A 23,549-nucleotide genomic window follows, 5' to 3' on the forward strand; every position below is an offset into this window, starting at 1 on the left:
GAGATGCAATCACTGAACCGATCCGTGGCAAGTCGACGGCACCGTCCGCCAGTGCGTACCGCTTGTTTGCCGCTCCTGCGTCCATTCCGCCCCCCGGGATTCAGTCGGACCCTAGCTCACATCGGCTGTTTGGTGCAGTTAACTCTCCACGCAGGGGAGCGACGACCAACGTGGTAGGTCAAGGTAAGGCGTTTGGCGACAATGCCTTCCAGGCCATGCTCGCGGGCGATGTCGAGCATCACCTGACCGTCAACATCAGTCCAGTACGGAGGGGCTTGCACCGACGTGCCCGACAGCGCCAGCCCGTCGAGAAGGGCGCGGCGCTCGACATAGGGCAGAGCAGTGGTGTCCCGGCCGTCTAGGGCCAGCATGTCGAAAGGGTAGAACGCCGCCGGGACCGCCCGAAGCACCTGTGGGCTGGGTTTGGGAATCCGCAGCCGTCGCTGCAACCGGCTGAACGAGGGCCGCCTGGCCGCATCGAGTACGACGATCTCACCGTCGAGAATCGCCTGCCGGCCGCCCAACGCCGCGGGCACACCAGCAACGATCTCGGAGAAGTGGGAAGAGAAGTTATTGCGGTGCCTACTCCACATATAGGTTCTCGCAGAATCAGTTTCGACCAGGGCACGAGCCCCATCCCGCTTGAATTCAAACGCCCATCCCTCCCCAGACGGGGCTTCGCCCAAGGTGGCAAGCATCGGATCCGGGACAGGCGGCGCCCGTTCAGGATGCCCACGCGGCAGTCACGTCACACGTGCTGCAGTCCGCCACGATGTTGCCGGCGGGGAAGTGTGGAACGACACGTACAGGTGCTGGCGCGACACCCGAAACACGCCGGGTGCCTTGCCCTCGAATCACTGCTGGGCACGACGCCATAGGGGTGTGAATCAGGGGTTGATGACGGCGATCTGGTCGTTGAACGCTCCTACGATGGTGGCGGTGTGCCGAACCCGGTACACCGAGCCGAGCACATGAGGTCATTTTCAATGGGTGGAATTGCCGACAAGTTCGACAAGGCATACGAAGAGAAGCCGATCAGTGAGCTCGCTGACGCCCCCGTTGGCGCTCCAGGGTGTGAGCCCGGGCGATGCCCAGCACCTTAAGGACGCGTTCAACATCAAGACTGTGCGCGATCTGGGCACCAACAAGTACTTCCTGTGGGCCCACGCAGTCGCCGAACTCGCCGACTAGCCAACTTAGACAACGGAAGCCGTGACCCTCTAGCAGAGTCGCGGCTTTCCGTCTGTCAGTGACCGGCACGGTGTGGGCCTGTCGGTGAGGGTCAGGTCTCGCAGGCCACGCCGACACCGTCGCGATCGAGTTTGCTGCTGTACCCGGGTTGGCCGGCATAGATCGGGGCAGCCCCAGCCGCCCGGACTGCGGCGCAGATCGCGACGACACCGACGGTGCCTGCACGGTCGGTGGCAGCGTCTCGGCGGGCAGATTGCCCTGGTACGGAGGATCAGCAGGGTCCTCCGGGGCTACCCTTTGCCGGCGCGACAGGGTCAGGTGTGGGGAGGGCAGCGGGGTCGAGGTTGGCGGGCGAGGAGCATTCGCTGCTTGGCCGCGGCCGACATTGATAGTCGCCGAGGTGGCCCCACAGCCAGCGAGGACTGGTGATGGCGTCTTTTTTCAGCTTGGGCGACCCACAACCGGTAGGTGGCTTTGACCTCGACCTGGCGGGAGACGTAGGTGCAGCGGTAGGCACCACTCGGCGGCAGCCAGGTCGCCGCATCCCCGTCGCCCTTTAGCTGGTTGATTGGGCCGTCGGTGGCCTGCAGGTTGCGGGGTCGTTCGCGAAATCGGCACGCTGAGTGGGGGAGAGCTGCTGGGCGCCCTTCTGCCAGGCATCCGACAACGCGACTACGTGGTCGATTTGCACTGCGCTCGACGAGTTGGACCCTGTGCTCAGTGGGGCTCAATCCGGCTTGATCGTCCCCATCGTCATAGTCATATACCGGGGAAATCGAACCGTCGTAGGTTCGGGTGCTGAAGGCGTCGCGCTGTGCTTGGCGACCGTGGTGACGGGAAACCCGGCCAAGGTTTGCTTCGACTTCCCGACCAAGATTTCTATGCGCTGTCGGTCTCGATGCAGGTTGCGGGTGATTGCGGTCAGTTCCCTGGTGGGATGCTTTCCCAGGTTTGTGTCGGCAGGGTTCGTCCTTTGAGGGAGCAGTCGCCGTGTGGTGTCCAGTATTGGCGTTCGGGTTCGCTGGCGGCTCTGATGACGGCGTCGCTGGCGAGGATCCGTCCCGGCGTGTGTTTGGCGAGTTCGGTGAGGCGTGAAGCTTCGTTTACCGCGTCGCCTATGACGGTGTATTCCAGGCGCTGGTCGGTGCCGAGGTTTCCGGCGAAGACGGGGCCGGTGGCTAGTCCGATCCCGATGTCGAGTTCCGCGTGAGCCAGGACGCGGTCGCGGATCTGCCGTGCGGCGTGGAGTGCGGAGTCAGCGGCATCGGCTCGGGCGACGGGCGCCCCGAAGATGCAGAGTGCGGCGTCTCCCTCGAATTTGTTGACCAGCCCGTGGTGGCTCTCGGTTGCCGCGATCACTTCTGCGAGGAGGCGGTTGAGCTTGTCGACGAATTCCTGCGGTGAGATCTGGTGGGCGAGTGCCGTCGAGTTGGTTACGTCGACGAACAGTGCTGTTATCTCCCGGATTTCGCCGGTGAGGTCGGCTCCTCGGTCGAGTGCGCGTTGCGCGACGTCTCTTCCGACGTGCCGTCCGAACAGGTCGCGCAATCGGTCCTGCTCCTGGAGTCCGCGGACCATGTCGTTCACGGTGGATTGCAGTACCCCGATTTCGCTGCTGTCGTCGACGGGCACGCGCACGTCGAGCCGGCCTTGCCCGATGCGGCGGAGTGCACCGCGCATCTGGTGGATCGGTTGTGCGACGGCGCGGGCCAGCAGTGTTTCCGCGAGGGCTCCGGATACGAGTCCGAGGGCGGCGAGGTAGGTCGCGGCGCGGATGCGGTCGGGCGGTGCCGCATCTGGATAGTGCAGGAGCGCGATGGCCGCGGCCAATGGCAGCGCGGAGGTCAGCGCCCAGGTCAGGATCAGCCGGGAGATGACTGACGTTCGTGGTGGCGCGTGTGGGGTGTCGACGGCCAGGATCGTGGCCATCACTGGACGGAGTGCACGTTCGACGAAGAGGTAGTTGTATCCGACGGTGGCAAGTGCGCCCAATGTCATGAGGAGGGTTCCGCCGAGGGCCTCCCAGACGGGCAGGAGCGCGAAGGCCGAGCCGGACATCGCGAGGATGCCCCCGGCCCACAGAGATCCGATGAGGACGGTGGACTCGGTGGGCAATCGTAGGGTGTGGCGGGCGTGGTCGGGTGTGGGCGCAGAGGAGGTGTCCAGCCACCCGAGGCTGCGTCGACGCAGGGCGAGAACGCCGCGAACTGCGGCGAGCAGAGCCACGACCACGTAGACCGCCAGGATCTGCAGAAGCGTTCCGAGCTGGGCACCGGAGCGGTGCGGTGCGCCGCCCAGAACGATCAGCAGCGCGACGACGACGGCCCCGCCCACGCTCGAGCCCACGGTCAGCAGTGGTAGACCCCACTTCGTGCGTAACAGCACCGGAACTGGCCGGGCCGCATTGTGGGCTTCTGGTGGGTGTGGGCGCCCGGGGTGAGGACGGGCACTGGTGTGCTGCATTACCGATGCATCTTCTTTCGGTCGTGTCAGCGGTCCGGCGGGTGCGGTGACGGTCTGTCCGGCCCGTCGTGGTCGAGCGCGGAGGTGAGGCGGTCGAGTAGGTCCTGGACGGCGCCGGGGGCGCCATGTTGGGTGAAGTGCTCGATCGACACGGCGATGAACACCGCGTGGGCGGTGAACAATGCGGTGCCGTCATCGGCGGTGGCGGTCGCCTTGAGGTGCAGTTTGCGGCCGTCGATCTCCCGGACGTGGGCGCTGATGCGCAGGGGTCGGTGCAGCGGGACGGGGGCGAGGTAGTCGACGGTGAGGCTCCGGGTCACTGCCGGGGTGCGGGCGATCCAGAGGCCGAAGCCGAACAGGTCGTCGCAGGCGGCGGCCACTGCCCCGCCGTGCGCGAGGCCGGGCGCACCGATGTGGCGTTCGTCGAACGTCACATCGGTGTAGACCTCGTCGCCGGAGCGGAACACCACCAGTTGCAGGCCGGCGGGATTGTCTGGCCCGCACCCCATGCAGGTCGGCGAGTGCGGCGGCAGCGGTAGCTGGGTCACGGGCGTTCCTTCTCGACGGTGCTGGCTAGCGGGCGGGCGTGGGATCGACTGCGCTGGGCCGGTTCAGTCGGGCTCCTCGATGCGCCTGCGTCCGGGGAAGCGCGGCCGGGCGCCCAGACCAGCAGGATCGCGGCACCCGCCGCCGCGATGAGTGCGAGGACGATCGCGGACTGCTCGACACCGTGCAGGAACGCGGACTTGGCGAAGTCGGCGAGTTGCTGGCCGGCCGGTCCCGCCCGATCGGCGACCTCGAGGGCACCGGCGAGTGAGTCGGCGACCGGGCCCCGCGCCTCCGGTGGGAGCCGGGCGATCGCCGGGGCGATGTTGTGGCTGTACCCGGCGGCCAGGACACTGCCGGCGACCGCGATGCCGATCGCCGCGCCGATCTCGCGGGTGGCGTCGTTGACCGCCGCGGCGACCCCGTGCTTTTCGACGGCGGTGTCCGCGACGATAGCCGCCGTCGCCGGCGCCGCGGTCAGGCCCAGACCCGAGCTCATGATCAGCGTCGGCCACATCACGTCGACGTAGGTGGAGTCCAAACCCAGCCGGCTGATGAAGTAGAACCCCGCGGCGATGGCGAGCAGACCGGTCACCGTCATCAACCGCAACCCCAGCCGGGTCGTCATCCACGGTGCGATCGCCGACAAGAGCACCAACGGCACCATCATCGGCGCCAAGGCCAGCGCTGAACCCAACGGGCTGTATCCAAAGATCAACTGCAGGTATTGGACGAGGACCAGGAAGACACCGAACGTCACCAGGAACTGAATGGTGATAGAGAACGATCCGCTCCCGAAGCCCCGACGGGCGAAGAACCGCACATCGAGCAGCGGATGATCCGCCCGCAACTCCCACACCACGAACACCACTGTGGCCACCACCCCCAGCCCGAACCCGGCGACCACCACGGGATCCGACCAGCCGCGTATTGGGGCTTCGATGATGGCGAGCACCACTAGTGCGACCGCGAACACCACCGCGACCGATCCGATCACATCCATCAGCGGCGGATTTTCCTGGCGGGATTCGGGAATGGTGAAGGCACACAACAGCAGAAACACCCCCACCGCGGTCAGGCCGACGAAAATCGACTGCCACGACCAGTAGTCGAGCAGCAGCCCCGACCCGAGAATCCCCAGCAGACCCCCGGACCCGGCGACCCCCGCCCAGATCCCGACCGCACGCCCCCGCTGCTGCTCGGGGAATCCCGCAGTCAGGATCGACAGCGTAGACGGCATCATGAACGCCGCCCCCACCCCGGCCGCTGCCCGCGCCGCGATCAACCACCACGGTGTCGATACCAACAGTGGCACCGCCGAGGCCAGCGAAAACAATGCCAACCCCACGATCAGCACCGCCCGCCGGCCGTAGCGGTCACCCAGGGCCCCGGCGGGCAACACCAGACACGCCAACACCAGCGTGTACCCGTCGACCACCCAGGTGAGCTGGGTTTGCGTCGCCCCGGTGGCCACCGCAATGTTCGGAAGCGCGGTGTACAGGGCCGCCATCGAGGCGACCACCAGGGCCACCGACAGGCACGAGACCACCAACGTCCATTTCTGCGCCCGCGACAGCAGCACTCGATCATCGGCGGTCATGCAGCCACCTCCAGTTAACGCTACAGTTGGTAGCGTTCCACTACTATGAGTAGCACAATGCGGGGTGCGGGGATAGTGCCTGCGACTGATCCGAGGGCACAATTACGAGGTGGGCGAAGAGATGATCAACCAGAACACCGACGACGACGAGGACCGGCTCGTGGATCCCCGGAAGGCACGCTCACGCGCACGACTGCTCGACGCGGCGACGTCCCTGCTCTCGACCGGCGGTGTCGAGGCCGTCACGATCGACGCGGTCACCAAGGCGTCCAAGGTCGCGCGGACTACCCTCTACCGGCATTTCACCGACAGCACCCAGCTCCTGGCCGCGGCCTTCGAGCGTCTGCTGCCCCCGGTCACCGCGCCGCCGGTGTCCGGAACGATGCGTGAACAGTTGATCGAACTGCTGGACCGTCAGGCCAAGCTCATCGAGGAAGCCCCCGCCCAACTGACGATGCTCGGGTGGCTCGCCCTCGGGTCCGCCGAACCCGGCACGGCCGGGGCGACTCTGCATCCCGAAGAAGACCGGAACCCGGTCAGTTCCCTTCGCGCACGGGTGGTCAACCAATACCGCGAACCGTTCGACCGGATCCTGGGCAGCCCAAAAGCCCAGCAGGAGCTCGGTCGCTTCGACACCAATCTCGCCCTGACCCAACTCGTCGGACCCATCGTCTTCACCCGACTCACCGCACTCCCGCCGATCGGCCCGGCTGAACGCCAGCAACTCGTTGACGACTTTCTCGCTGCACGTTCCGCGCAACGCGCGCTGACAGTGACCCCGGACTGATCTCTGATTCAGCACCCGCCCGAGGCGGCGGGCTGGGACGTCAATTCGGCGATCAGCGCCTCGACGCGGGTTTTAATCTCGTCGCGGATCGGGCGAATCGCTTCCACGCCCTGGCCCGGCCGGGTCGTCAAGGACCCAGTCCCGGTAGCTCTTGCCCGGGGGAGATGGGGCAGCTGTCACCGCAGCCCACGAGGATTACCACATTTGAGGCTTGCACGGCATCGGTGGTGAGGATTTTCGGTGTTTGCGCCGTGTGTCGATGCCCACCTCGGCCATCGCCTCGACGGCAGCGGATTTGAGCTGTCGGTGGGGACGCTTGCGGCGGAGCGGACCTTCATCGCATCGCCTGGCGAGGCGCGAGAGGAAACCGGCGGCCATCTGCGAGCGTCCGGCGTTGTGCACGCAGACGAACAACTCGCTGGGGGTGATGGACGTGAAGTGAGATCCCTTCGTCAGGAGGGACAGGAAGCAGATGGGGGACAGGCAGGAACGGGAGTGGTCAACTCGCGCAACAAATTTTGGACCCTGGTGTCCAGGTCGTCGCGGATGGAGCGGACCGTCTCGAGAGTTTGACCCCTGCGGATCGTCGAGCGTCCGGTCGAGGTAGCGCTTGCCGGGATAGATCGCGCAGGCATCGCCGCAGTCCATCGAGACCACCACATCGGCGGCGGCCAACACATCATCGGTCAGCGGGTTCGGGTAATCGGCGCCCAGATCCAGACTCGCCACCGATCCATCCGCCGACGAGACTAACCGAATGGCCGCCGTAGACGATGCAAGAAGGCGCTGCGAACCATACGGGAATCGCCCCACACTTCAGCATCTTCCACGGTCGGTACCCAATCCGAGAGTGACGTTCGGCGGCGGTTCGAAGATCGCACAGACGCCCCATACTGGCGGCTAGGAACAGCTTCTTTTCAGCGGCGGTAGTCGGCTCCAACTCGTCTGACTCCCAACGTCTGTTCGGACCAACCTGCTCGCCATGCATCTGCACTGAATGGATGAGGTGGTCCGAGCTTACCGGTTTGCGATCTACACTCGTCGCCGGTGACTAAAGACATTGCAGCACAATAGGTCTCGCCGATAATATAGATCACGTCAGGCTGAGCTGGCTATTTGTGGGGTCGGCGGCGGAACCTTGGTGAGGGCGATGACGTAGGGGTGCACGTTCGCGATCTACGCAATGTAGGGGTGTCCTCGATGGCAGGTGTTTACGGACTTGCATTTTGGATGTCACCGTGGTCCATGACTGGGCCGTTGGTGTTCTGGGAGGGTGGGATTTATGGTGTCGATCGCGACGTGGAATGTGGAAAACCTGTTTACACCCGATGCTGATTCGGGTCCGGACACTGCGGCTGAGTTCGCGGCGAAGGCTGATGCGTTGGCTGCGACTATCTCTGAGATGGACCCGGATGTGCTTGCCCTGCAGGAGATCGGGGCTCTGGGAGCGCTCGAGAACGTGTTGGGGAGAGTAGGGGGTCGGTGGTATGTAGAGACCGCTGAACCCGACGGGCGTGGCATCCGTGTGGCGATAGCAGCCCGGACCCCGTTGTCGCAGGTGTACCAGGTGGGTCCGTTCCTCGACGGGTTGCGTCCGGTTCAGGTGGATGACACTGCGGTGGGGGAGACGGCGATGGGCCGGCCGGCGTTGCACGCTGTGGTCGACGGTGTGCATGTGCTGACCTGTCACCTCAAATCGAAATTGTTGACCTTTCCTGGTGGGCGGTTCAGTCCTCGTGATGAGGATGAGCGGGCCCGGTTCGCGACGTACGCGTTGTTCCGGCGGGCCGCGGAGGCGGCGACGGTCCGCGCGGCCGCCACAACGATCCTCGCCGCCGATGGTGACGCACCGTTGGTGGTGTTGGGCGATCTCAATGACACCGTCGATGCTGCGACTACCCAGCTGATGGCTGGGCCGCCCGGATCTGAGATCGGCACCGGTGGGTACACCCAACCTGACAGTGGCGATCGTCAACGGTTGTGGAACCTCGCCGCCCACATCCCCGAGGATCAACGGTTCTCCCGTATTTACCGCGGCCGCCGTGAACTGATCGACCACATCCTGGTCAGCCATGCACTCGTTGATCAGATCGCTGACGGTGCGGTGACAACCGACCATGCCGGCGTCACCCCGTCGGTCACCGACAACCCTGCTGAACGTCGTAATTCCCCTGGGTCTGACCACCGACCGGTCATGGCGATCGCGTCATAGAACGGGCATACGCGGTCGCCGGGGCGCAGACTGTCGGCGGGGCATCGTATCGGCAGCAAGGGTGGGTTGTGGTGAACGTACGTGGACGGTCGCCGCATCGGATGGCGTGCGCGGCCGCGGTGTCCGTCGCGATGTTGGCGGGATGTGGTGACAGCGAGGGTGATTCGCAGCGGCCCGGCGGTGTTGCCACCCTCGATTCAGCAACTTCCACTCTGGTCATGCCCTATGACCCGGTCGCCGACACGACCGACCCCCGCAACCTGGTCGCTATGGCTACCCACATCTTCACCGGGCAGGTTGCCGCACTCTCTGGCACCGAGGCTCTAAGCGCTGGTTCGGAAACGCAGTACGACGTCACTGTCGGCGTAGTGGTGAAAGGAACGGTCCCAGGCACCGCGTTGGTCAATCAGCAAGGGGGAACAGTGGCCGGGGTGTACATGTCCCTGGGCGGCGACGTACCCCTGGTGCCCGGTCAGTGGTACTTGTTCGCTACCCGCATCTTGGAATCGAAGGGGTGGTTTACCGTCATCCCGGTCGTCGGCGACGTGCCTGTCAGCGAACAGGATGCGCGCGACGTGGATTCACCGCCGATCACGGTATTGACTGAGGCGATGCGCGCGAACCCGGAAGCAACGATCATCGAACCGCCGCCAGTGAGCTCTCCGACTTTGACCTTTCCGCTACCGACGCCTGGCGACTACCATCCGCCGCCGCCGCCGCAGCCGACCAGGTAGAAACTAGCCGTGAGGTGCCGGACGAAAACTGAGTGATGTGGGCACGAAAGGGGGATGTTCTGTTGCGGTGCAATGGGTTCAGTCGTGCGATAGCGGTGGTGTTGCTGGTGGGGTTTGTGGTGTCAGCGTGCGATCTCGGTGACGACGATGGTTCCTCGCGGACGCAGCCGTCGACGCCAGTGACGATTCGGGGATCTGACACCCCTCCGCCGTCGTCTCCGCCATGGACGTTGGCGGATCTGGTGAACCATCAGTGCGCAGTGTTCGACGAGGCCGACCTGGCCCGTTTCGAGATGGTCAGTCCGGGTGTGGTCGGGGACGGCTCCGAGTTCTGTCGGTGGCAGAGCCTCCCCACCGCACCCACCACGGCGGTGATGTACTTCCTGCCCGACATCAGACGGCAATACCAGGACCTCGAGGCCGCCTACCGCGATGAACCGAACTTCCGCACCCTGACCGTCGCCGGGCGGCCGGCGTTCGTCGAAGATGACCGCAACCTCAGTGGCACTCAAACGTGCCAGCTGTGGGTGTCGGTGCCATCGGGTGGGACCATCCAGTTCGAGTACGCGCTCAAAAATGCTGGCGTTGTGGATGAGAACTGCGCTACTGCAGTTGATATCGCCACTGTTCTCGCTGAGCGCGTCCACTGAGCCACATCTGCAGTCGCGGGGGAAGAAGTTCTCCGTGCGAACCTCAGGGGGCGGTAGAGCTCAGTTCCGGGGGAGCGAGGTAGGACGAGCCGGCGATCTGTTCATGGGCGCGACGCTCGACGAGCAGCGGAATGAAGTCGCGGATGGGCGTTCCGTCGTATCGGTGATACGCAGTGTGGACCACGTCGGTGACCGCCTGCTCAGCGGTCTCCGGGTGTCGGGTGACGAGGCGGTCGATGATCTGATCGATCAGCAATTGCTCTTCTTCGTTCGAGATCATGGGAGCCAATCTAATGGCCGATGCGAAGTAGTTGCCACCGCGCTACTGCCGTTTGCTAAACGTTCACATGCTGTTTGCGTGTTGTTCGCTTTGAATGGCAGCGTCACCAGAACGCAGTTGCCGGTGGATGATTGAAGTATGACATCAGTGTCCGAGCCAGATGATCGTGGTCGGCTGATGACCTTTGCCATGCAGTGGTATCGGTACGGGGGCGGTTCTGGCGAAGACATTTTTGTGGAGTTCGGACTGACCGAAGCAGCGTATTTTCAGCGGCTACTCGTGCTTGTCACAGATGGTGCTACTGGGCTGCCCGCAGATGTGCGGGCTGAAGTCGCCGCGGCCGGTTAGTTCGAGCGAAGCCCAGGCACGCTACTTGGCCGGCGAACTCGACCGCTGGGTCGATCATCTCGAGGCCGAACTATCCGGCCGGGTCCCATTGCCTGCGTCGGTGCAGCACGCCAAACGCCAAGAACTCTACGACGTGCACCGGCAGATCAAAGCGCTCCAAGACCGGGTTCCCACGAGCCTTCTCATGAACGGCGATCGTTCCCAGTGTGGGCCGAGCGCCCACCATGGCTCCGGACGGGCTCGGCTCGACCCGAACTCGCTGGGTGTCAGCGTCAGGGCAGGCCGGCGAGGACGAACCGCAGGACGTCCATGGCCCACGGGGTGGTGTTGAGGAAGGTGTCGATAGCGGCGTCTAGTGCTGAATACGTCGACATAGGGTTAAGCCTTTCGTGAATTGCGGGGGCGTTGTGTTCAGTGAGTGATGCTCTGCGTCGTAGGGGACTCGGGGCATCACGCTATCCGTGCACGGTCTCTGACGGCGGTGGACGTAGAGGCCGCGGGGATGGAACTGCTGCTAGCCGACGAGGCCGGTGAGAGCTTCGGAGTTGTCGATCAGGAACTGGAAGATGTCGAGCAACGCGAGTTCGAACGTCGAGGTCATGGTGATGCCTTTCGTGTCGATGTCTGCAGACGACGGTCGACTGCACACGAGAGGAGCGCACCGGCCAGGCCGATACGCGCCACACACTAGTGTGACCGATCCACACCCAACGCGCCCGCCCAGGTGCCAAGCATGTCCGCACGTATATTCCTGTGCCGCGGCGGCATACGTCCCGTTTCCCCAGGGGGCCTGGCCATTGTTGGCCCCCTAGTTTCCCGAGCGACTCCGCCGAATCCAGGCACGGTTCACAGTCCATTCACCTTCGCGCCGACTGAACCGCCAAGGGGTTCGTCCTTCCTTCAGGTCTGCGCTGCAGGTCTGGGTGGGGAGTGTGTGGGGGTTGGGGTTTGCGCCGGTGATGATCGTGGCAATGGTGCATGGCCGGCGCCGAGGCGGAACGACCCCGATGATGCGTGTTGCAGGTGCATGGGTGCGGGTCCACACGCAAGCCCACTGATCAGGCTGCCATCGCCCACGGGTGCCACGATGGTGTCGAAAGAGGCGGCGGCTGTGAGCTCTTGGGCGATCGTTGCTGCCCCTTCGGCCAGGGCCGTGTCGACTCCGTCCACGAGGAGCAACGCGTCCTCGGCAGCTGCCGCGGCGTGCCGTGCTTGTTCGCCGCCGCCGGTGACTTCCACGACGTGGGCGCCGAAGGCGAGTATCCTTTCGCGTTTGACCGGGTTGAGCGGTGTCGGCGCGTACACCCGGACCCGCGCTCCCCGGGCGCGGCCGACGAACGCAACGGCTTGTCCGAAATTCCCTGACGACGCACACACCACACGCTCACCGGCCGTAACCTTCCGGAGTGCGTAACTCACCGCTCGCCCCTTGAAGCTGAGTAGCGGGTTCGCTGTCTCCACCTTCACTGTCACACGGGTCCCCAGCGCCGCGTTGAGTAGCTCGTCTTCGTACTGCGGACTATCGAGAAACACTGCGGGAATGACAGTTCGCGCTGCATCGACATGCGCCACTATCGGATCCAGCACAGGCCAGTCAGGGTCAGTGCGATGAGTTCGTTCCATACGTGGACAGTAGGAAACTTGGTGCGACATGCGCTTGCAAAGTTCGCGGCGCAACGCAATATCATTGCGTGGCCATTTAGACGGTCGGCTTATCGCCGAGTGCGGTGCAGCGACGCATCCAGCGATACAAGTCCTCGGGGCTGCTGCGCACCGTCGCAGTCATCGACCCACAGCGAATATCGGCGGTGACCCAGGCGCTGGTGGTGCTCACTCTCGTCGAGGAGTCCACCGCCCATCACCGACGGCTAGCGCAGCGCCTCGGCAAACACTCATCGGTACAACAGTTGTACGCATTCTCTGGGCGGTGGGACTACGCCGTCCTCGTCTGCGCGCGATCAATCCGCGACCTACGAGACCTCAACAACCATCTGTTCAAAAACGACCCCAACATCCGTCGCTTCGACACCATGTTCATCCTCGACGCCGTAAAAACCGGCGTCACCTGCCCGCCGCACTACTAAGCTAGACCGGTGCGGCCGTAGTTGTTGTGAGCGGTGGTCCGCAGCTACTCGGTACGTACGTAACTGCCGCCCAGTTTCGTCACTGGTGACGAAATATGTTGAGCCGCAACCGATGACGCCGATAAGATAGATTATGTTAGCTGGCGCAGAGTGGTAGCCACTCTGCGCGTTGCAGGCTGTTGGCGTGTACTGACGGTTGGTGCGCTGGTGAGGACGCGTTGTTACCTCGTCGGCGTGAACGTCGGTCGATTCATTGGGGGTCTGGGTCACCTTTTGAATTGTCGGTGGTGGCGGTGTGGAGTTGTTTCTCGTTGGCGAAGGTCACTGTGCCGTCATCGTCTCGGACGACGGCGTAGCGGCGGGGTCGTATTTGTTCTCCGTTGCCCAGGTCAGCGACGGCGTGGTCGGGGAGCGGTCCGAAGTCTTCGATGATGACGCCGGGTCCGTCGTTGTCGATGTCGACTGCGGTGCCGATGGGAAGGCTCTCAGGCGGTCCTTCACTAGTGAATTTCTGGTTGGGGGCGGCGGGATCGTCGTTGCTCTGAGACATGGGAGTGCAGCCTTTCATTTGTGCTGTGTTGATGGTCATTGGGGAAAGTTTCTGCGCGCCCTGTATGTGCGAGCGATGGATTTGTATTTTCGCTGGGTCAGCAACTGCAGCAGGTGCTCGCTGGCGCGGGCATCGGCGGCATCGTCGATGTCGAGTTCACTGAACGAGGTATACGCCTGGACAATCTGGTCCTTCATGTCACCGAACAGAACTGTGCTCTGGTTGCCGGTGGCCCGATCGTTATGCCACATCCGAAGTCCATAGGCGGCCGAGCTGACCGCGACCGACCCGTCGCCCGCCGCCTGCGACAGACGTCCTCTCATACCGCCTTCCCCGGATGCGCACCGCACCAACAGCATGGCGCACACTACGACGGCAATCTGAGCCGCAGCGGTGGGCGCCGATGACCACGTGCGAGCAACCCTCACCTTCTCTGGCGGCGAACTCTCCGCGATGTCGGTACAGAGGTCTCGACCCGTGTCGGGCGATGACCCCCCCGGCAATGTTTCGAGTCGTATCCTGCCCGTACCTGCGTGGCCGACGCTCTCGCGCGTCTGCGGGGCGACGTGATCGGTCTGGCATGTGCGGTGCTCTAGTAGTCGTTGGAGTCATCGGGCGGTGAACTGTGTGGGCGGATGCGTTGTAGGTGAATCCGTCGGGCCAGGCGGATCGCGGGTCGGATCAACAGTTCGATGCTGCCGAGGAGAAAAAACCACGTTCCGATGGTGGTGGTTGATTCGTGGAAGAACAGAACGCTGCCGACGATGAACCACAGTGCGATCGCGATGTCATTGCTGATACTGATGACTTCCCAGCGCTGGCGGATGACGAGTTCTTCGCGGCCGAAGGACACTGCCAGGGTATTGCTGTTTTCTCGAGGCGATGATTGCGTGTGGTCGCTGCCGGTTCGTTGCTCGCTGGTCATAGCTGTTAGCCCAGTGCTTCGAGCAGTAAGTGGCATGCGTTTTCGCAGCGACGGCAAGCGTCGGCGCAGACGGTGCAGTGCTCATGCATGTCTGCGTGCTGGGCGCAGAGGTCGCCACACGCGGAGCAGGCGGCTGCGCACGCCTGCAACATTTTTCGGGTGAGCTGGGTATCGGGGTTGGTTTGGCGGGTGACCACGCGTTCGGTGGCTTGGCAGACGTCGGCACAGTCGAGATTGGCCCGTATGCAGGCGATGAGGTCGGTGACGTGGTCTTCGGCCAGGCACGCATCGGCGCAGGCGGTGCAGGTTTGTGTGCATTCGGCGCACGCTTCGATACAGGCCACCAGCGTGGCCCGATCGACGGTGTCCACGTCGAGGGGGTAGGTGTCGAGCATGGCTGCTGCTGTGTTCATGGTGTCTTACCTTCCTGTGGGTCGCCGGTGGTCCTCCTGAAGGGACACCTCGTGTGTGGTGTGAGAAGTGCCCAGCACGGCGAGAGCGGCGTAGAAGCTGACTGCGGCGAGCCCGAGACTGACCCACAACCGCTGTGGTGAGCCAGGTGTGCGAACTGGTTCGCCGATTCCTGTGACTAGGAACCGTGGTGGTCGCCATCAGCTGGCCAGAATCTGCGGTGAGAGGGTTTTGAGCATGGCGTTGGCCCATCTCATTTGGCGAAGTGATTGGGGGTGGCTTTGCGCTGCGAGGTCGATAAGGTCGGTGTCGCGGACTGCTTGTGCGCCTTGTGCGAGCAACTCCCAGTCCAACGACACCCCTGCTGCGGTGCGGTGAAGCCGGCGTAGGTCGGCGAGCAAAACGATCCCGGGCTGCGGTTGGCTGCCAAAGGCTGTGCTGACCCTCTTCTGGATCGCATCAACGATCGGCGGCGCGCTGTGGCGGTCTCCTCGGGGCAGGAAGAGGTTGTAGCGGCCGGCGCTGTCGGCGAGCTGTTTCACGTGGTCGTCGCTCCACTCGGCCAAATCCAATGCCACGTGGTGTATTTCGGGTTCCACGTAGTGGCGGGCTGCGGTTGATCGCAGTTGCCTGGCGAGTTTGGATTCTGAGCGGTGCAGTTCGACGATCGCCATCTTGATTTTCATGACAGCGCTCCTTGGCTGGTGGCGATGGCCTGTTCGCCGCCGGTCGTGGGCGCCACGTAGTCGGTGATGGGGGCCGAGGCCGTGTTGGTCGGCGCCGCGGTCGGTTCGTCGGATGCTTGGATTCGTCGAAGCCCGGCGGCGGCTGTTTTGAAGATGGGTTGTTTGGAGGCAGGGTCCCAGTCGGTGAGGGTCATTTCGTTTGCCGCCCGGTGGTGGTCGCCGCCGGAGTCGTCGGTGTCCCAGTAGCCGTAGTGGAACGGGACGAATAGCACCCCGTGCCGGATCGCGGTGATACGCGCCTGTGCTTGGATTGCTCCCCGAGGCGAACGCACCTCCACCAGGTCGCCTTCGGTGACGTCGTACTCGAGCGCGTCGTGTTCGGAGATCTCCACCCACACCTGCGGGGCAGCGCGCTGAAGTTGGGGCGCACGCGCGGTTTTGGTGCGCGTGTGAAAATGGAAGAGGGTTCGTCCGGTGATCAACGCGAAAGGGTAATCTTCGCTGGGCATTTCATGCGGCCGGATGTACGCGGCGGCTTTGATAATCGCTTTCGCCGAGGGGTTCAGCGCCTTGTATTCGGTTGGCTCGAGCGGTGCCCCGGTGATCAGGTCTTTGCCGTAACTTTCGCAATAGTCGGGGTCGCTGAAGAACTCGCCATCAACATAGAGGCGTTCTGTTCCCTGGGGGTGTTCGTCGTTGCAGGGCCACTGCACGCCGCCCGCCTGACGAAGCATCTCGTAGCTCATGGCGCTGTAGTCGCAGGGTCGTCCCGCGCTGCACCTCTTCCACGCCTCGAACGCGGACTCGGGATCATCCCACGGCGGCAACGGATTACCGTCTTTGTCCCGGAAGTCCATGCGTCGGGCGTAGTCGAGGAAGATGTCGAGGTCGGGCCGTGCCTGTCCCGGTGGTTCTACCGCCTTCTCGGACAGGTGCACTGTCCGGTCTACGTTGGTGAACGTCCCGGTCTTTTCCCCCCACGCCGCTGCCGGCAGCACCACGTCGGCCAACTCTGCTGTCTCGGTGAGGAAGATGTCCTGCACCACCAGAAATAGTCGGTCCTGTTCGAGGATGGACCGGATCCGCCGTAGTTCGGGCATCGATACCGCCGGGTTGGTGGCACTGACCCATAGCAAGCGAATCGAGCCCTGCTCGGCGTAACGGAAGATCTGCATCGCATGCGTCGGCGGCGAGTAGTGGGGTATTTGTTGCATGTCGATGTTCCACAGGTCGGCAAGTTCACGAATGTGGCTGTCGTTCGACCAGTTCCGGAAGCCGGCCAGGTCTCCATCGGCACCGCATTCGCGGGTGTTCTGTGCCGTGGGTTGCCCGTTCATCTGCAGGACTCCGCAGCCCGGTGTGCCGAGCATGCCGCGGATCAAATGAATGTTGTTGACCTGAACTGCAGCAGCGGTGGCCTGGTGCGATTGATAAAAGCCCTGCAGCACGGTAGACAGCAAGCGTTCGGCAGATCCGAGTATCTCGGCCGCCGCGCGGATAGCGTCAGCGGGCACCCCGCAGATCTCGGCGCCACGGTCGGGTGGATAGTCCGCGACACGGATACGTAGTTCCTCGAAACCGACGGTGTGCTCGTCAATGTACGACTCGTCGATCCAGTCGTGGGCGATGATCTCGTGCAGTAGGGCGTTCATGAGGGCGACGTTGGTTCCCGGTAGCGGCGCGAGATGCACTGTTGCGTGTCGGGCGACCTCGGTGGGGCGAGGATCGACGCACACGATTTTGGGTGGGTTCGGTCCGGCGAGCCGGTCGAGCATGCGCGTCCACAACACGGTCTGTGTCTCGGCGACGTTGTGGCCGAACAAAGCGATGACGTCGGCGTGGTCTATGTCGGTATAGGAGCCGGGCTGACCGTCGCTGGCAAAGGACTCTTTGAGTGCTGCCGCGGCGGTGGCTGTGCACAGTCGGGTGTTGCCGTCGACATGGTTGGTACCGATCGCCCCGTGCGCGATCACACCCAGGGTGTAGTACTCCTCCAAGAACAGCTGGCCACTGGTGTAAAAGCCCAGCGCGCTCGGACCTTGTTCGGCAAGCAAGTCTTTCGAATGGGTGACGACGGCGTTCATGGCCGTGCCCCAATCGCATTCGACCAGTTCGCCGTCGCGGCGGATCAATGGTGTGGTCAACCGGTCGGGTGAGTTGTTTGCCTGCCAGCCGAACAGATCTTTCGGTCCGAGGCGCCCGTGGTTGACGCGGTCGTCTGCGCGTCCGCGTACCCCCACGATCTGTTCATCTTTGACGGCGATGTCGAGACCATCTCCGTTGGAATGGAGTACCGATGCTGATGGCAGCCACCGATCGATGTCCTCGGGCGAAAGGCCATCGCGCAGAAAGGAATCAACTCGTGTCGGCCATGTTTGTCCCGGGCCGTACGGGGTGCGCTTCCCCCAGGGGTTTTCGATGCGATCGGTTTTCATCAGTGCTCCTCGTCGTTGAGGTAGGGGTCGGTGACAGCGGCCGCTTACACCGCCTGGTCGACCTGATTGATGTGCCGCGCAGCGCCGTGGCGGCAGTGTATGAGACGAGGGATCAGACCCAGTACGACTGGTCGATGGCCGGTTCGCCGCCGGCGTCGGTGAACGCGGTCAATGCGGCTACCAATCCGACACGCTGATCCGGCGCCATTTGCGCCACCACACGCTCGATCTCTTTGTGACGTCGACGACTGACTGTCTTGACCAGTTTCTGGCCATGATCGGTGAGAGCGATGTTGCGTTCGCGCCGCGAGGTGGGGGATTCGGTCCGGCTGACTAGCCCACTGGTCACCAGTCGGTCGACCATCCGGCCCATCGTCGACTTTTCCACCGACAACGCCTGAGCCAAGCTGTTGAGCGTCACCGTCCCGCGGTTCTCCAGCACCACCAACACCCGAAATTGGGGCAGCGTCACCTGCTGCTCGACCTCGGCGATCGACCGAGCCGCTATCGACACCAACAGCCGCGACGCCGTCAGCACCGCGTCGCTGATCTCGTTGACAGTCGGCGCTGCAGTCGCCGGCCCACCGGTTGTCTTCTTGCCGCTCATCGATACTCACGATCCCACAACCAGCCCTTCGCTCGCCGAGAAGCGATGCATCATCCATATACGGCAATGCGCAACAGTTGTACACTACAACTTGGAGTGTGCGATGGCTAGCTTGATTTGCGAATATTTATCTGTTGCTCATGAGCCCCTGTCCGCTTGTGGCGAGCAAGCGGTGTGGTGATTGGAACGCTGCCGAACGGGGTAGCTCGTGCAATGAGTTGTTTCGGCCGTGACCGCACCTAGTCGTAGTGGAGTATCTGGACAAACATGCTGAGGCACAATGAGTTACCGAGACCACGCCGCGTCGATGCCGCTCAAAACCGCACCGCTGGCGTCGCATGCCCGCCCGAGCTGCAGGTGCGGTGAGCGCGGCGAATGTCGTTTCGTTCGGCGCGGTACCGGCGAACATTGCAGATAGCGGGAGTACAAGCACCCGGGCTCTGGAGATACTTCCCGAAGAATCGCTGCGCTCGGCGGTGGACCTGCTGGTGCGCTTGGTCGAGGCCGCTGGTGCAGGTGTCATCTTCATCGGCGCGGTCATCGCGGTCACCGGGTTTGTGCGTGCGCTCCCTCGGCGCGATCCAGATGCTTTCGTGCCGGTACGGCTGACGCTGGGTCGGTTCTTGGCGTTGGGGTTGGAGTTTCAGCTCGCTAGTGACATTTTGCGTACCGCGATCTCGCCGAGTTACGAAGAGATCGGCAAACTGGCGGCCATCGCCGCAATCCGTACCGCTCTCAACTACTTTCTTGCTCGCGAAGTCGCCGAGGAACAACGAGTCCTGAACAGAAACCGCGCAGCGCGCACGGACATCGAGTCCCCTGGCGACTCGCCGTGAGCATGGTGCTCGCCCAAGTCGCGCTCATCATCGCTGCTGCCGGCGTAGTGCTGGCCGCCGCGGTACTTGTGCGGACGCGTCAGTTGACAGTGGCCCTGCCGATCTTGCTCGATCTGTTATTGGCCGCCGGTGTGTTGCGGCTCAGTGCTGCAGCGCCGTGGCAGGCCATCATGGTGACCGCTGTGGTGGTGGTGCTACGCAAAGCCGCGAGTTGGTCGCTTCGGCGAATCGCCGACCAGGACCTCTCGGCCGTCGGGTAGTTACCCTTCTGTGCGCTTCGGCCCGCCCCGCATCGCCGGGATAGATCAACGATGCCCAGCTTCGGCCGACAGCTGCCTGTTCATCGTGGGGTACAGGTCGCGATGGGGGTACCCATGCGCCGGGGCGCCGGATCGGTGTCGACCGCGACCGGTTTGCTCAGGGCCGCGATGGCCGGCACGAGCAAAGCTGCCGCCGAGGCCAGTAGCACCAGTCCAAGGCCATCGCTGTCCGCGCCCGGCGGCGACTGCAGGGTCACCACAGTGACCGCCGCCCAGGTGCCCGCGAGCACCCCCATCCCGGTGCCGGCGACCGAGTCTCGCGCCAGAAATCCGAACACGGCCGCGAGTAGCTGCGCGGGCACGGTCAACCCGAGTACCGCCCAGGCGATCACACTGCCCTGTTGTGCAGGCACCCAGCCCAATTGCAGACCAGCGAAAGCGAAGGTAGCCACGCATAGACCGAGGAAGCCCAAGGGCAGCGGTGTGCCGAGTGGGCGAACGACGATGCGAGTCGATCCCGAACTGCTCACCTCGCCAGCTGGACGGTGTTCGTATCGAGTGGAGTCAACAGTGGCATCGGAACCGGCGACACGTGGATCAATCATGTCGATGCGCGTACCCGCCAGCGCCAGTGGCGAACCAAGATCCATACGATTCTCGGGAAAGCTCGGTCGGCCACGATTTCACCAGCACCAGCACCAGCACCAGCACCAGCGCCTGCACTGCTTCGCAGTGTGGGCACGTTCGTAACGGGTGGGGGATATGCCAGACTGCGGATATGGCTGTCGATCCGCGTGGTGCCGACCTGAAGCGTTTCCTCGTTGAGGACCCTGGTGGGCCGGTAGTGATGCTGAACCTTCTGCGTTTCGCTGAGGGAGGCCGAGAACTCTATGACCGCTACGCCGCAGCGCTGCACGAGACGTTCCTGCCACGCTTTGGCGGCGAGGTCCTCTATGCCGGAGACGGTTCCACCGCCCTTGTGGCAGAGGCAGGCCAGCAATGGGATGCGGTGTTGCTCGTGCGCTACCCGTCCCGGAAGGCGTTCTCGGAGATGGTCGCAGACCCCGATTATCAGCAGGTGACGACCTGGCGCACCGCGGCGTTGACCGAAGCGGTCCTGCAGGCCACTGTGCCGTGGCCTGATCCCCTCTAGGTGGCGGCGAGACATCCATGGACTCCGGTGAGGCGATTGAAATACCACCAGATGTGCTGGGTCTGCCGCCCTTTCGGGTACGCGACTGATCGAGGGACTTATCGGTTCCTTCGACAGTCACCGAGACAGGGCCAGATTCACCGGTACCGCACAGAGCATGAGCTCGCGTTGGCGAGTATCGAGCCGAGCGTGCCGCAGACATCGGCGATCTGGATGCGGCTACGACAAATGCCGTTGACCAACACCATGGTCACAAATACTGTCGCCTCAAGTACAGCCACCTAGGCCGGGCCGTCCGCGAGCTACCGAAAGGTCCACCGAGATCGATAGGTTCATCAACGCCGGACAGCAATGCTCACAACGCTCAATGTGTGTGGTGAGTGGGTGTGGCCAGGTCGACCGGCGGTTACGCGCCGGTGTCGCGGTGTGGGTCGGCGACGGGTTTGGATTCGGGAGATCTGCGTTGACGCAAAAAGACTGACAGCAAGACAATCGCCGCGACGGCGATGAACTCGCTCTGCCAGTTCTGCATCGATTCGAACCAGAACTGCGAGGTGCTCAGGTACTCCCATACCGACACCGGCGCCTGCCCGTGTTGTTGCTGTTCGTCGCTGTAGGCACGTGCACCACCCCAGGCGTGCAACGCCAGCGAGGCAAAAAACAGCACGAAAAAAGCAGTCGCCAGCGAGTTTTCGTACAGCTTCAGCACAAAACCGCCGCGGCGCACGGGCCATGGCGCCCGGGGATCACCTGCCCGCGCTCGGGGGTCATCATCTTGGTGGGCGTGCTCGGTGACCGGCTTGGACTCGGACGACCCGCGTTGATACAGGTAGGCGGTCAACACCACGTACATGGCCATCTGCAAGAACTCCGATTCCCAGTTCTCAAACGTGGCCTCGATGAAGTCGCCGGTACGTAGATATCCGACGAAACTGACCTGTTCGGTGCTGCCGTGATCGAGTTGTTCGTGGTTGTACACCTGCCATCCCGAGATCACCATGCCGATGAAGAACACCGCGAACAGGCCCATGCACGCCCAGAACAGGCCGTTGTTGCGGAGATGCCCCTTGACGCGGTCGCCGATGAGATCAAGCGAGTTGGTTGTTACCACTGCCAAAGCCTAATCCCCGCCCACACTGATTCGAGGCACCAAAGGCAGGCCGCCCATTGCGGGTCGTTACGGCGCATCGTTCAACTGGCCCAGCGACGTGCCCAGCGACGACTGGGGAGAGTCTGGCAGAGCCCGAGGCCGGCATCGATGATGGTGGCCCGGTTCTGGGCGTCCGACCTGGCCGCAGCAGCGGCCGTGAGGTAGATGCTGCGGCGCTGAGAAGGGTGAGCGCCCCGTGCCGTTGCCGGGTGGGCATGGGCTGACTGAGGGAGAGGGGCTGACCACGGTGAGGGGAGTGAGCTGACGTACCGGAGATCGGTTTGGTGAGTGGATATGGCGGGCATTAATCCACCATGACTGTGAATGAACGTCCGCAAGAGGCGGTGCTGCTCAGCGACCTCACCGCGCCACCGTTGCGGGGACCCGCGCAGCCCGCTCAAACCCGTAACGAGTCGGCCCAGCGCCGCCGCAGTGATGAGCGGTCAGAAGACGCGGCTGGTGATGAAGTCGACTAGTGTGTCGGTCGCGGTGTGTGATTCGGGTAATTCGTGTTGAATCCAGTTGTGGAACATGCCGTCATAGATGTGCAGGTCGAGGGGCGTGCGGTGCTGGCGGGCGCGGGCCTGCAGGAGCCGAGCGTCGGGTAGCAGGATGTCGCGGGTCCCGATGAACACGATGAGCGGAGCCAGCCCGGACAGGTCAGCGTCGACCGGACGTACCGCCACGTCGTGGAAGTCCGTGTCCGCGGCGTACCAGCGCGCGGCTTGACGTAAGCCGTCGATCCCCAGCTCGGGATCCGATGGTGCGATGCGCAGGGATTCAGGGGCATCGGTGGGCAGGTTCAGCCAGGGTGAAAACAGTGCGATCGCCGCGGGCTGGGGAAGGCGGCGCTCGCGAAGATCAATCGCCAGGTCCAGGGCGAGTGCACCGCCGGCGGAATCGCCGATAACGACGCGGTGGCCGGGGTCGGTGCCGGCCATGGTGTGGGCATAAGCATCACCCACCATGGGCACGATGGTGCGGTGGTCGGCGGCCGGGCACAACGGGTACATCGGCAGCGTGTATCGGCACCCGAGGAGCTCGACCATGCGCCGGGCGAACGACCAGTGTTGCGTATCGGGTTGCTCGACGAAACCGCCACCATGGAGGTGAAAGATATGCAAGGTAGTTCGCGGGCCGTGTGTGGGGCTCAAGGTGAAGCAGTCATGCCCGTCAACGACGGTACGGTCCACCGTGAGAGCGGCAGCGACAGATCGGGGCGGTTGGGCCCGCCTCGGATCCTGGTGCCGGCCAAGTCGTTCACGCATCACCTGCGGATCGGCATAAAACCGGTTCTTGCGTTGCAGCCGCATCCATGCGATCTGCGCACGAGCCTGCCAGGACACCATCGACAACCCCTTCCGTAAAGAGCCCACCACCGGGCCACCTCTCTACACCGCCGAACTGTCTCACACGACACCGGCTCCAGCCCCTTGCGGCGGGAGTCAAGGACAATGAGCAGGGTTGCTGACCCGATGGTATCTTCGTCAATGAGGGACTGTTTCTTAATCGGTGTTTTGGCCCGACACGCTGGGTGAATGCTCAGCGGGAAGGGTGCCGTGATGACGACACTAGATGATGTGACGAAGAAGAAATCGACACCACCGTCGGCCGAGGAGGCGGCGGCAGCTGAGCTGGTGC

At 63.6% G+C, this 23,549-nt stretch carries 26 protein-coding genes and 4 pseudogenes; 10 read left to right on the forward strand and 20 right to left on the reverse strand.

Annotated elements, in window-relative coordinates; all coding sequences use genetic code 11:
- Window positions 1–116: 116 nt before the first annotated feature.
- Window positions 117–698 (reverse strand): ATP-dependent DNA ligase, encoded by a 582-nt coding sequence (locus KXR83_RS26280; RefSeq protein WP_023959034.1) that lies wholly within the window; start codon window positions 696–698, stop codon window positions 117–119.
- A 288-nt stretch (window positions 699–986) separates the two neighbouring features.
- On the opposite strand from KXR83_RS26280, the pseudogene KXR83_RS26285 reads away from it, so the two are divergent.
- A pseudogene (locus KXR83_RS26285) lies at window positions 987–1,191 on the forward strand (hypothetical protein).
- Between the two features lie 91 nt (window positions 1,192–1,282).
- Here KXR83_RS26285 and KXR83_RS26290 read toward each other — a convergent pair.
- The 4 genes and pseudogenes from KXR83_RS26290 to KXR83_RS26305 form a co-directional block, all read right to left on the reverse strand.
- Window positions 1,283–1,903, reverse strand: a pseudogene (locus KXR83_RS26290) (GmrSD restriction endonuclease domain-containing protein); the annotation flags it as partial.
- 209 nt (window positions 1,904–2,112) lie between these two features.
- The gene (locus tag KXR83_RS26295) at window positions 2,113–3,654 is read right to left on the reverse strand and encodes an adenylate/guanylate cyclase domain-containing protein (protein ID WP_235189563.1); all 1,542 of its coding nucleotides are present in this window, start codon (window positions 3,652–3,654) and stop codon (window positions 2,113–2,115) included.
- A 26-nt stretch (window positions 3,655–3,680) separates the two neighbouring features.
- A complete protein-coding gene (locus KXR83_RS26300; RefSeq protein WP_023959038.1) occupies window positions 3,681–4,202 on the reverse strand; it encodes a PaaI family thioesterase in 522 nt (173 codons plus the stop codon).
- Window positions 4,199–5,800 (reverse strand): MFS transporter, encoded by a 1,602-nt coding sequence (locus KXR83_RS26305; RefSeq protein WP_062800729.1) that lies wholly within the window; start codon window positions 5,798–5,800, stop codon window positions 4,199–4,201. The genes KXR83_RS26300 and KXR83_RS26305 overlap by 4 nt, the downstream gene beginning before the upstream one ends.
- Window positions 5,801–5,921: 121 nt before the next feature.
- On the opposite strand from KXR83_RS26305, the gene KXR83_RS26310 reads away from it, so the two are divergent.
- A complete protein-coding gene (locus tag KXR83_RS26310) occupies window positions 5,922–6,587 on the forward strand; it encodes a TetR/AcrR family transcriptional regulator (RefSeq protein WP_031332175.1) in 666 nt (221 codons plus the stop codon).
- An 8-nt stretch (window positions 6,588–6,595) separates the two neighbouring features.
- Here KXR83_RS26310 and KXR83_RS26315 read toward each other — a convergent pair.
- Together KXR83_RS26315 and KXR83_RS26320 are read right to left on the reverse strand one after the other, a co-directional pair.
- A pseudogene (locus tag KXR83_RS26315) lies at window positions 6,596–6,965 on the reverse strand (heat-shock protein HtpX).
- A gap of 74 nt (window positions 6,966–7,039) precedes the next feature.
- A pseudogene (locus KXR83_RS26320) lies at window positions 7,040–7,319 on the reverse strand (hypothetical protein); the annotation flags it as partial.
- Between the two features lie 550 nt (window positions 7,320–7,869).
- Between KXR83_RS26320 and KXR83_RS26325 the strand changes: the two are divergent.
- The 3 genes from KXR83_RS26325 (at window position 7,870) to KXR83_RS26335 (ending at window position 10,183) form a co-directional block, all read left to right on the forward strand.
- Window positions 7,870–8,799 (forward strand): endonuclease/exonuclease/phosphatase family protein, encoded by a 930-nt coding sequence (locus KXR83_RS26325; RefSeq protein ID WP_023957746.1) that lies wholly within the window; start codon window positions 7,870–7,872, stop codon window positions 8,797–8,799.
- A 71-nt stretch (window positions 8,800–8,870) separates the two neighbouring features.
- Window positions 8,871–9,533 carry a hypothetical protein gene (locus KXR83_RS26330; RefSeq protein ID WP_133248736.1) on the forward strand — a complete coding sequence of 221 codons (663 nt, stop codon included), beginning with the start codon at window positions 8,871–8,873 and terminating at the stop codon, window positions 9,531–9,533.
- 35 nt (window positions 9,534–9,568) lie between these two features.
- Window positions 9,569–10,183: a DUF3558 family protein gene (locus KXR83_RS26335; RefSeq protein ID WP_023957742.1), complete on the forward strand. Its 615-nt coding sequence runs from the start codon at window positions 9,569–9,571 to the stop codon at window positions 10,181–10,183.
- A gap of 43 nt (window positions 10,184–10,226) precedes the next feature.
- Here KXR83_RS26335 and KXR83_RS26340 read toward each other — a convergent pair whose 3' ends face one another.
- Window positions 10,227–10,463, reverse strand: coding sequence for a three-helix bundle dimerization domain-containing protein (locus KXR83_RS26340; RefSeq protein WP_023957740.1), 237 nt, complete (start codon window positions 10,461–10,463; stop codon window positions 10,227–10,229).
- Between the two features lie 138 nt (window positions 10,464–10,601).
- Between KXR83_RS26340 and KXR83_RS26345 the strand changes: the two genes are divergently transcribed.
- Complete coding sequence (locus KXR83_RS26345; protein WP_023957738.1) at window positions 10,602–10,811, forward strand: hypothetical protein; 210 nt, start codon at window positions 10,602–10,604, stop codon at window positions 10,809–10,811.
- A 514-nt stretch (window positions 10,812–11,325) separates the two neighbouring features.
- Here the strand turns inward: KXR83_RS26345 and KXR83_RS26350 are convergent.
- Together KXR83_RS26350 and KXR83_RS26355 are read right to left on the reverse strand one after the other, a co-directional pair.
- Window positions 11,326–11,460 (reverse strand): hypothetical protein, encoded by a 135-nt coding sequence (locus tag KXR83_RS26350; protein ID WP_255283893.1) that lies wholly within the window; start codon window positions 11,458–11,460, stop codon window positions 11,326–11,328.
- Between the two features lie 251 nt (window positions 11,461–11,711).
- Window positions 11,712–12,434 carry a PLP-dependent lyase/thiolase gene (locus KXR83_RS26355; protein WP_158599304.1) on the reverse strand — a complete coding sequence of 241 codons (723 nt, stop codon included), beginning with the start codon at window positions 12,432–12,434 and terminating at the stop codon, window positions 11,712–11,714.
- Window positions 12,435–12,538: 104 nt separating this feature from the next.
- On the opposite strand from KXR83_RS26355, the gene KXR83_RS26360 reads away from it, so the two are divergent.
- Window positions 12,539–12,895 carry an Lrp/AsnC family transcriptional regulator gene (locus KXR83_RS26360; protein ID WP_051406495.1) on the forward strand — a complete coding sequence of 119 codons (357 nt, stop codon included), beginning with the start codon at window positions 12,539–12,541 and terminating at the stop codon, window positions 12,893–12,895.
- A gap of 250 nt (window positions 12,896–13,145) precedes the next feature.
- On the opposite strand, the gene KXR83_RS26365 is transcribed toward KXR83_RS26360, so the two are convergent.
- The 7 genes from KXR83_RS26365 to KXR83_RS26395 all read right to left on the reverse strand — a co-directional run bounded on the left by KXR83_RS26365 (window position 13,146) and on the right by KXR83_RS26395 (window position 18,509).
- Entirely contained in the window at window positions 13,146–13,445 is a 300-nt protein-coding gene (locus tag KXR83_RS26365; RefSeq protein ID WP_031332164.1) for a hypothetical protein, read from the reverse strand.
- 35 nt (window positions 13,446–13,480) lie between these two features.
- On the reverse strand, window positions 13,481–13,768 hold the full coding sequence (locus KXR83_RS26370) for a hypothetical protein (protein ID WP_147431448.1): 288 nt from the start codon (window positions 13,766–13,768) through the stop codon (window positions 13,481–13,483).
- Window positions 13,769–14,037: 269 nt separating this feature from the next.
- Window positions 14,038–14,298: a YrhK family protein gene (locus KXR83_RS26375; protein WP_307715591.1), complete on the reverse strand. Its 261-nt coding sequence runs from the start codon at window positions 14,296–14,298 to the stop codon at window positions 14,038–14,040.
- A 77-nt stretch (window positions 14,299–14,375) separates the two neighbouring features.
- On the reverse strand, window positions 14,376–14,783 hold the full coding sequence (locus tag KXR83_RS26380) for a four-helix bundle copper-binding protein (RefSeq protein ID WP_062800725.1): 408 nt from the start codon (window positions 14,781–14,783) through the stop codon (window positions 14,376–14,378).
- 198 nt (window positions 14,784–14,981) lie between these two features.
- Window positions 14,982–15,467, reverse strand: coding sequence for a hypothetical protein (locus tag KXR83_RS26385; protein WP_023957724.1), 486 nt, complete (start codon window positions 15,465–15,467; stop codon window positions 14,982–14,984).
- Entirely contained in the window at window positions 15,464–17,902 is a 2,439-nt protein-coding gene (locus KXR83_RS26390) for a molybdopterin oxidoreductase family protein (protein WP_023957722.1), read from the reverse strand. The genes KXR83_RS26385 and KXR83_RS26390 overlap by 4 nt, the downstream gene beginning before the upstream one ends.
- 112 nt (window positions 17,903–18,014) lie before the next feature.
- On the reverse strand, window positions 18,015–18,509 hold the full coding sequence (locus KXR83_RS26395; RefSeq protein ID WP_023957720.1) for a MarR family winged helix-turn-helix transcriptional regulator: 495 nt from the start codon (window positions 18,507–18,509) through the stop codon (window positions 18,015–18,017).
- Window positions 18,510–18,871: 362 nt separating this feature from the next.
- Here KXR83_RS26395 and KXR83_RS26400 point away from each other — a divergent pair, with 362 nt between their 5' ends.
- Window positions 18,872–19,345, forward strand: a complete 474-nt coding sequence (locus KXR83_RS26400) for a DUF1622 domain-containing protein (RefSeq protein WP_235189513.1) — start codon at window positions 18,872–18,874, stop codon at window positions 19,343–19,345.
- Window positions 19,346–19,347: 2 nt separating this feature from the next.
- Entirely contained in the window at window positions 19,348–19,605 is a 258-nt protein-coding gene (locus tag KXR83_RS26405) for a DUF1622 domain-containing protein (protein WP_031332157.1), read from the forward strand.
- Between the two features lie 80 nt (window positions 19,606–19,685).
- Here KXR83_RS26405 and KXR83_RS26410 read toward each other — a convergent pair whose 3' ends face one another.
- Window positions 19,686–20,135 (reverse strand): hypothetical protein, encoded by a 450-nt coding sequence (locus tag KXR83_RS26410; protein WP_152538048.1) that lies wholly within the window; start codon window positions 20,133–20,135, stop codon window positions 19,686–19,688.
- Between the two features lie 248 nt (window positions 20,136–20,383).
- Here KXR83_RS26410 and KXR83_RS26415 point away from each other — a divergent pair, with 248 nt between their 5' ends.
- On the forward strand, window positions 20,384–20,758 hold the full coding sequence (locus tag KXR83_RS26415) for a DUF1330 domain-containing protein (RefSeq protein ID WP_023957712.1): 375 nt from the start codon (window positions 20,384–20,386) through the stop codon (window positions 20,756–20,758).
- A 406-nt stretch (window positions 20,759–21,164) separates the two neighbouring features.
- On the opposite strand, the gene KXR83_RS26420 is transcribed toward KXR83_RS26415, so the two are convergent.
- Window positions 21,165–21,869, reverse strand: coding sequence for a DUF6766 family protein (locus KXR83_RS26420; RefSeq protein WP_023957710.1), 705 nt, complete (start codon window positions 21,867–21,869; stop codon window positions 21,165–21,167).
- Window positions 21,870–22,351: 482 nt separating this feature from the next.
- A complete protein-coding gene (locus KXR83_RS26425; RefSeq protein WP_147431450.1) occupies window positions 22,352–23,284 on the reverse strand; it encodes an alpha/beta hydrolase fold domain-containing protein in 933 nt (310 codons plus the stop codon).
- Window positions 23,285–23,549: the final 265 nt, after the last annotated feature.

The organism is Williamsia muralis, from assembly GCF_051487485.1.
GTDB classification, from domain to species: Bacteria; Actinomycetota; Actinomycetes; order Mycobacteriales; family Mycobacteriaceae; genus Williamsia; species Williamsia muralis_B.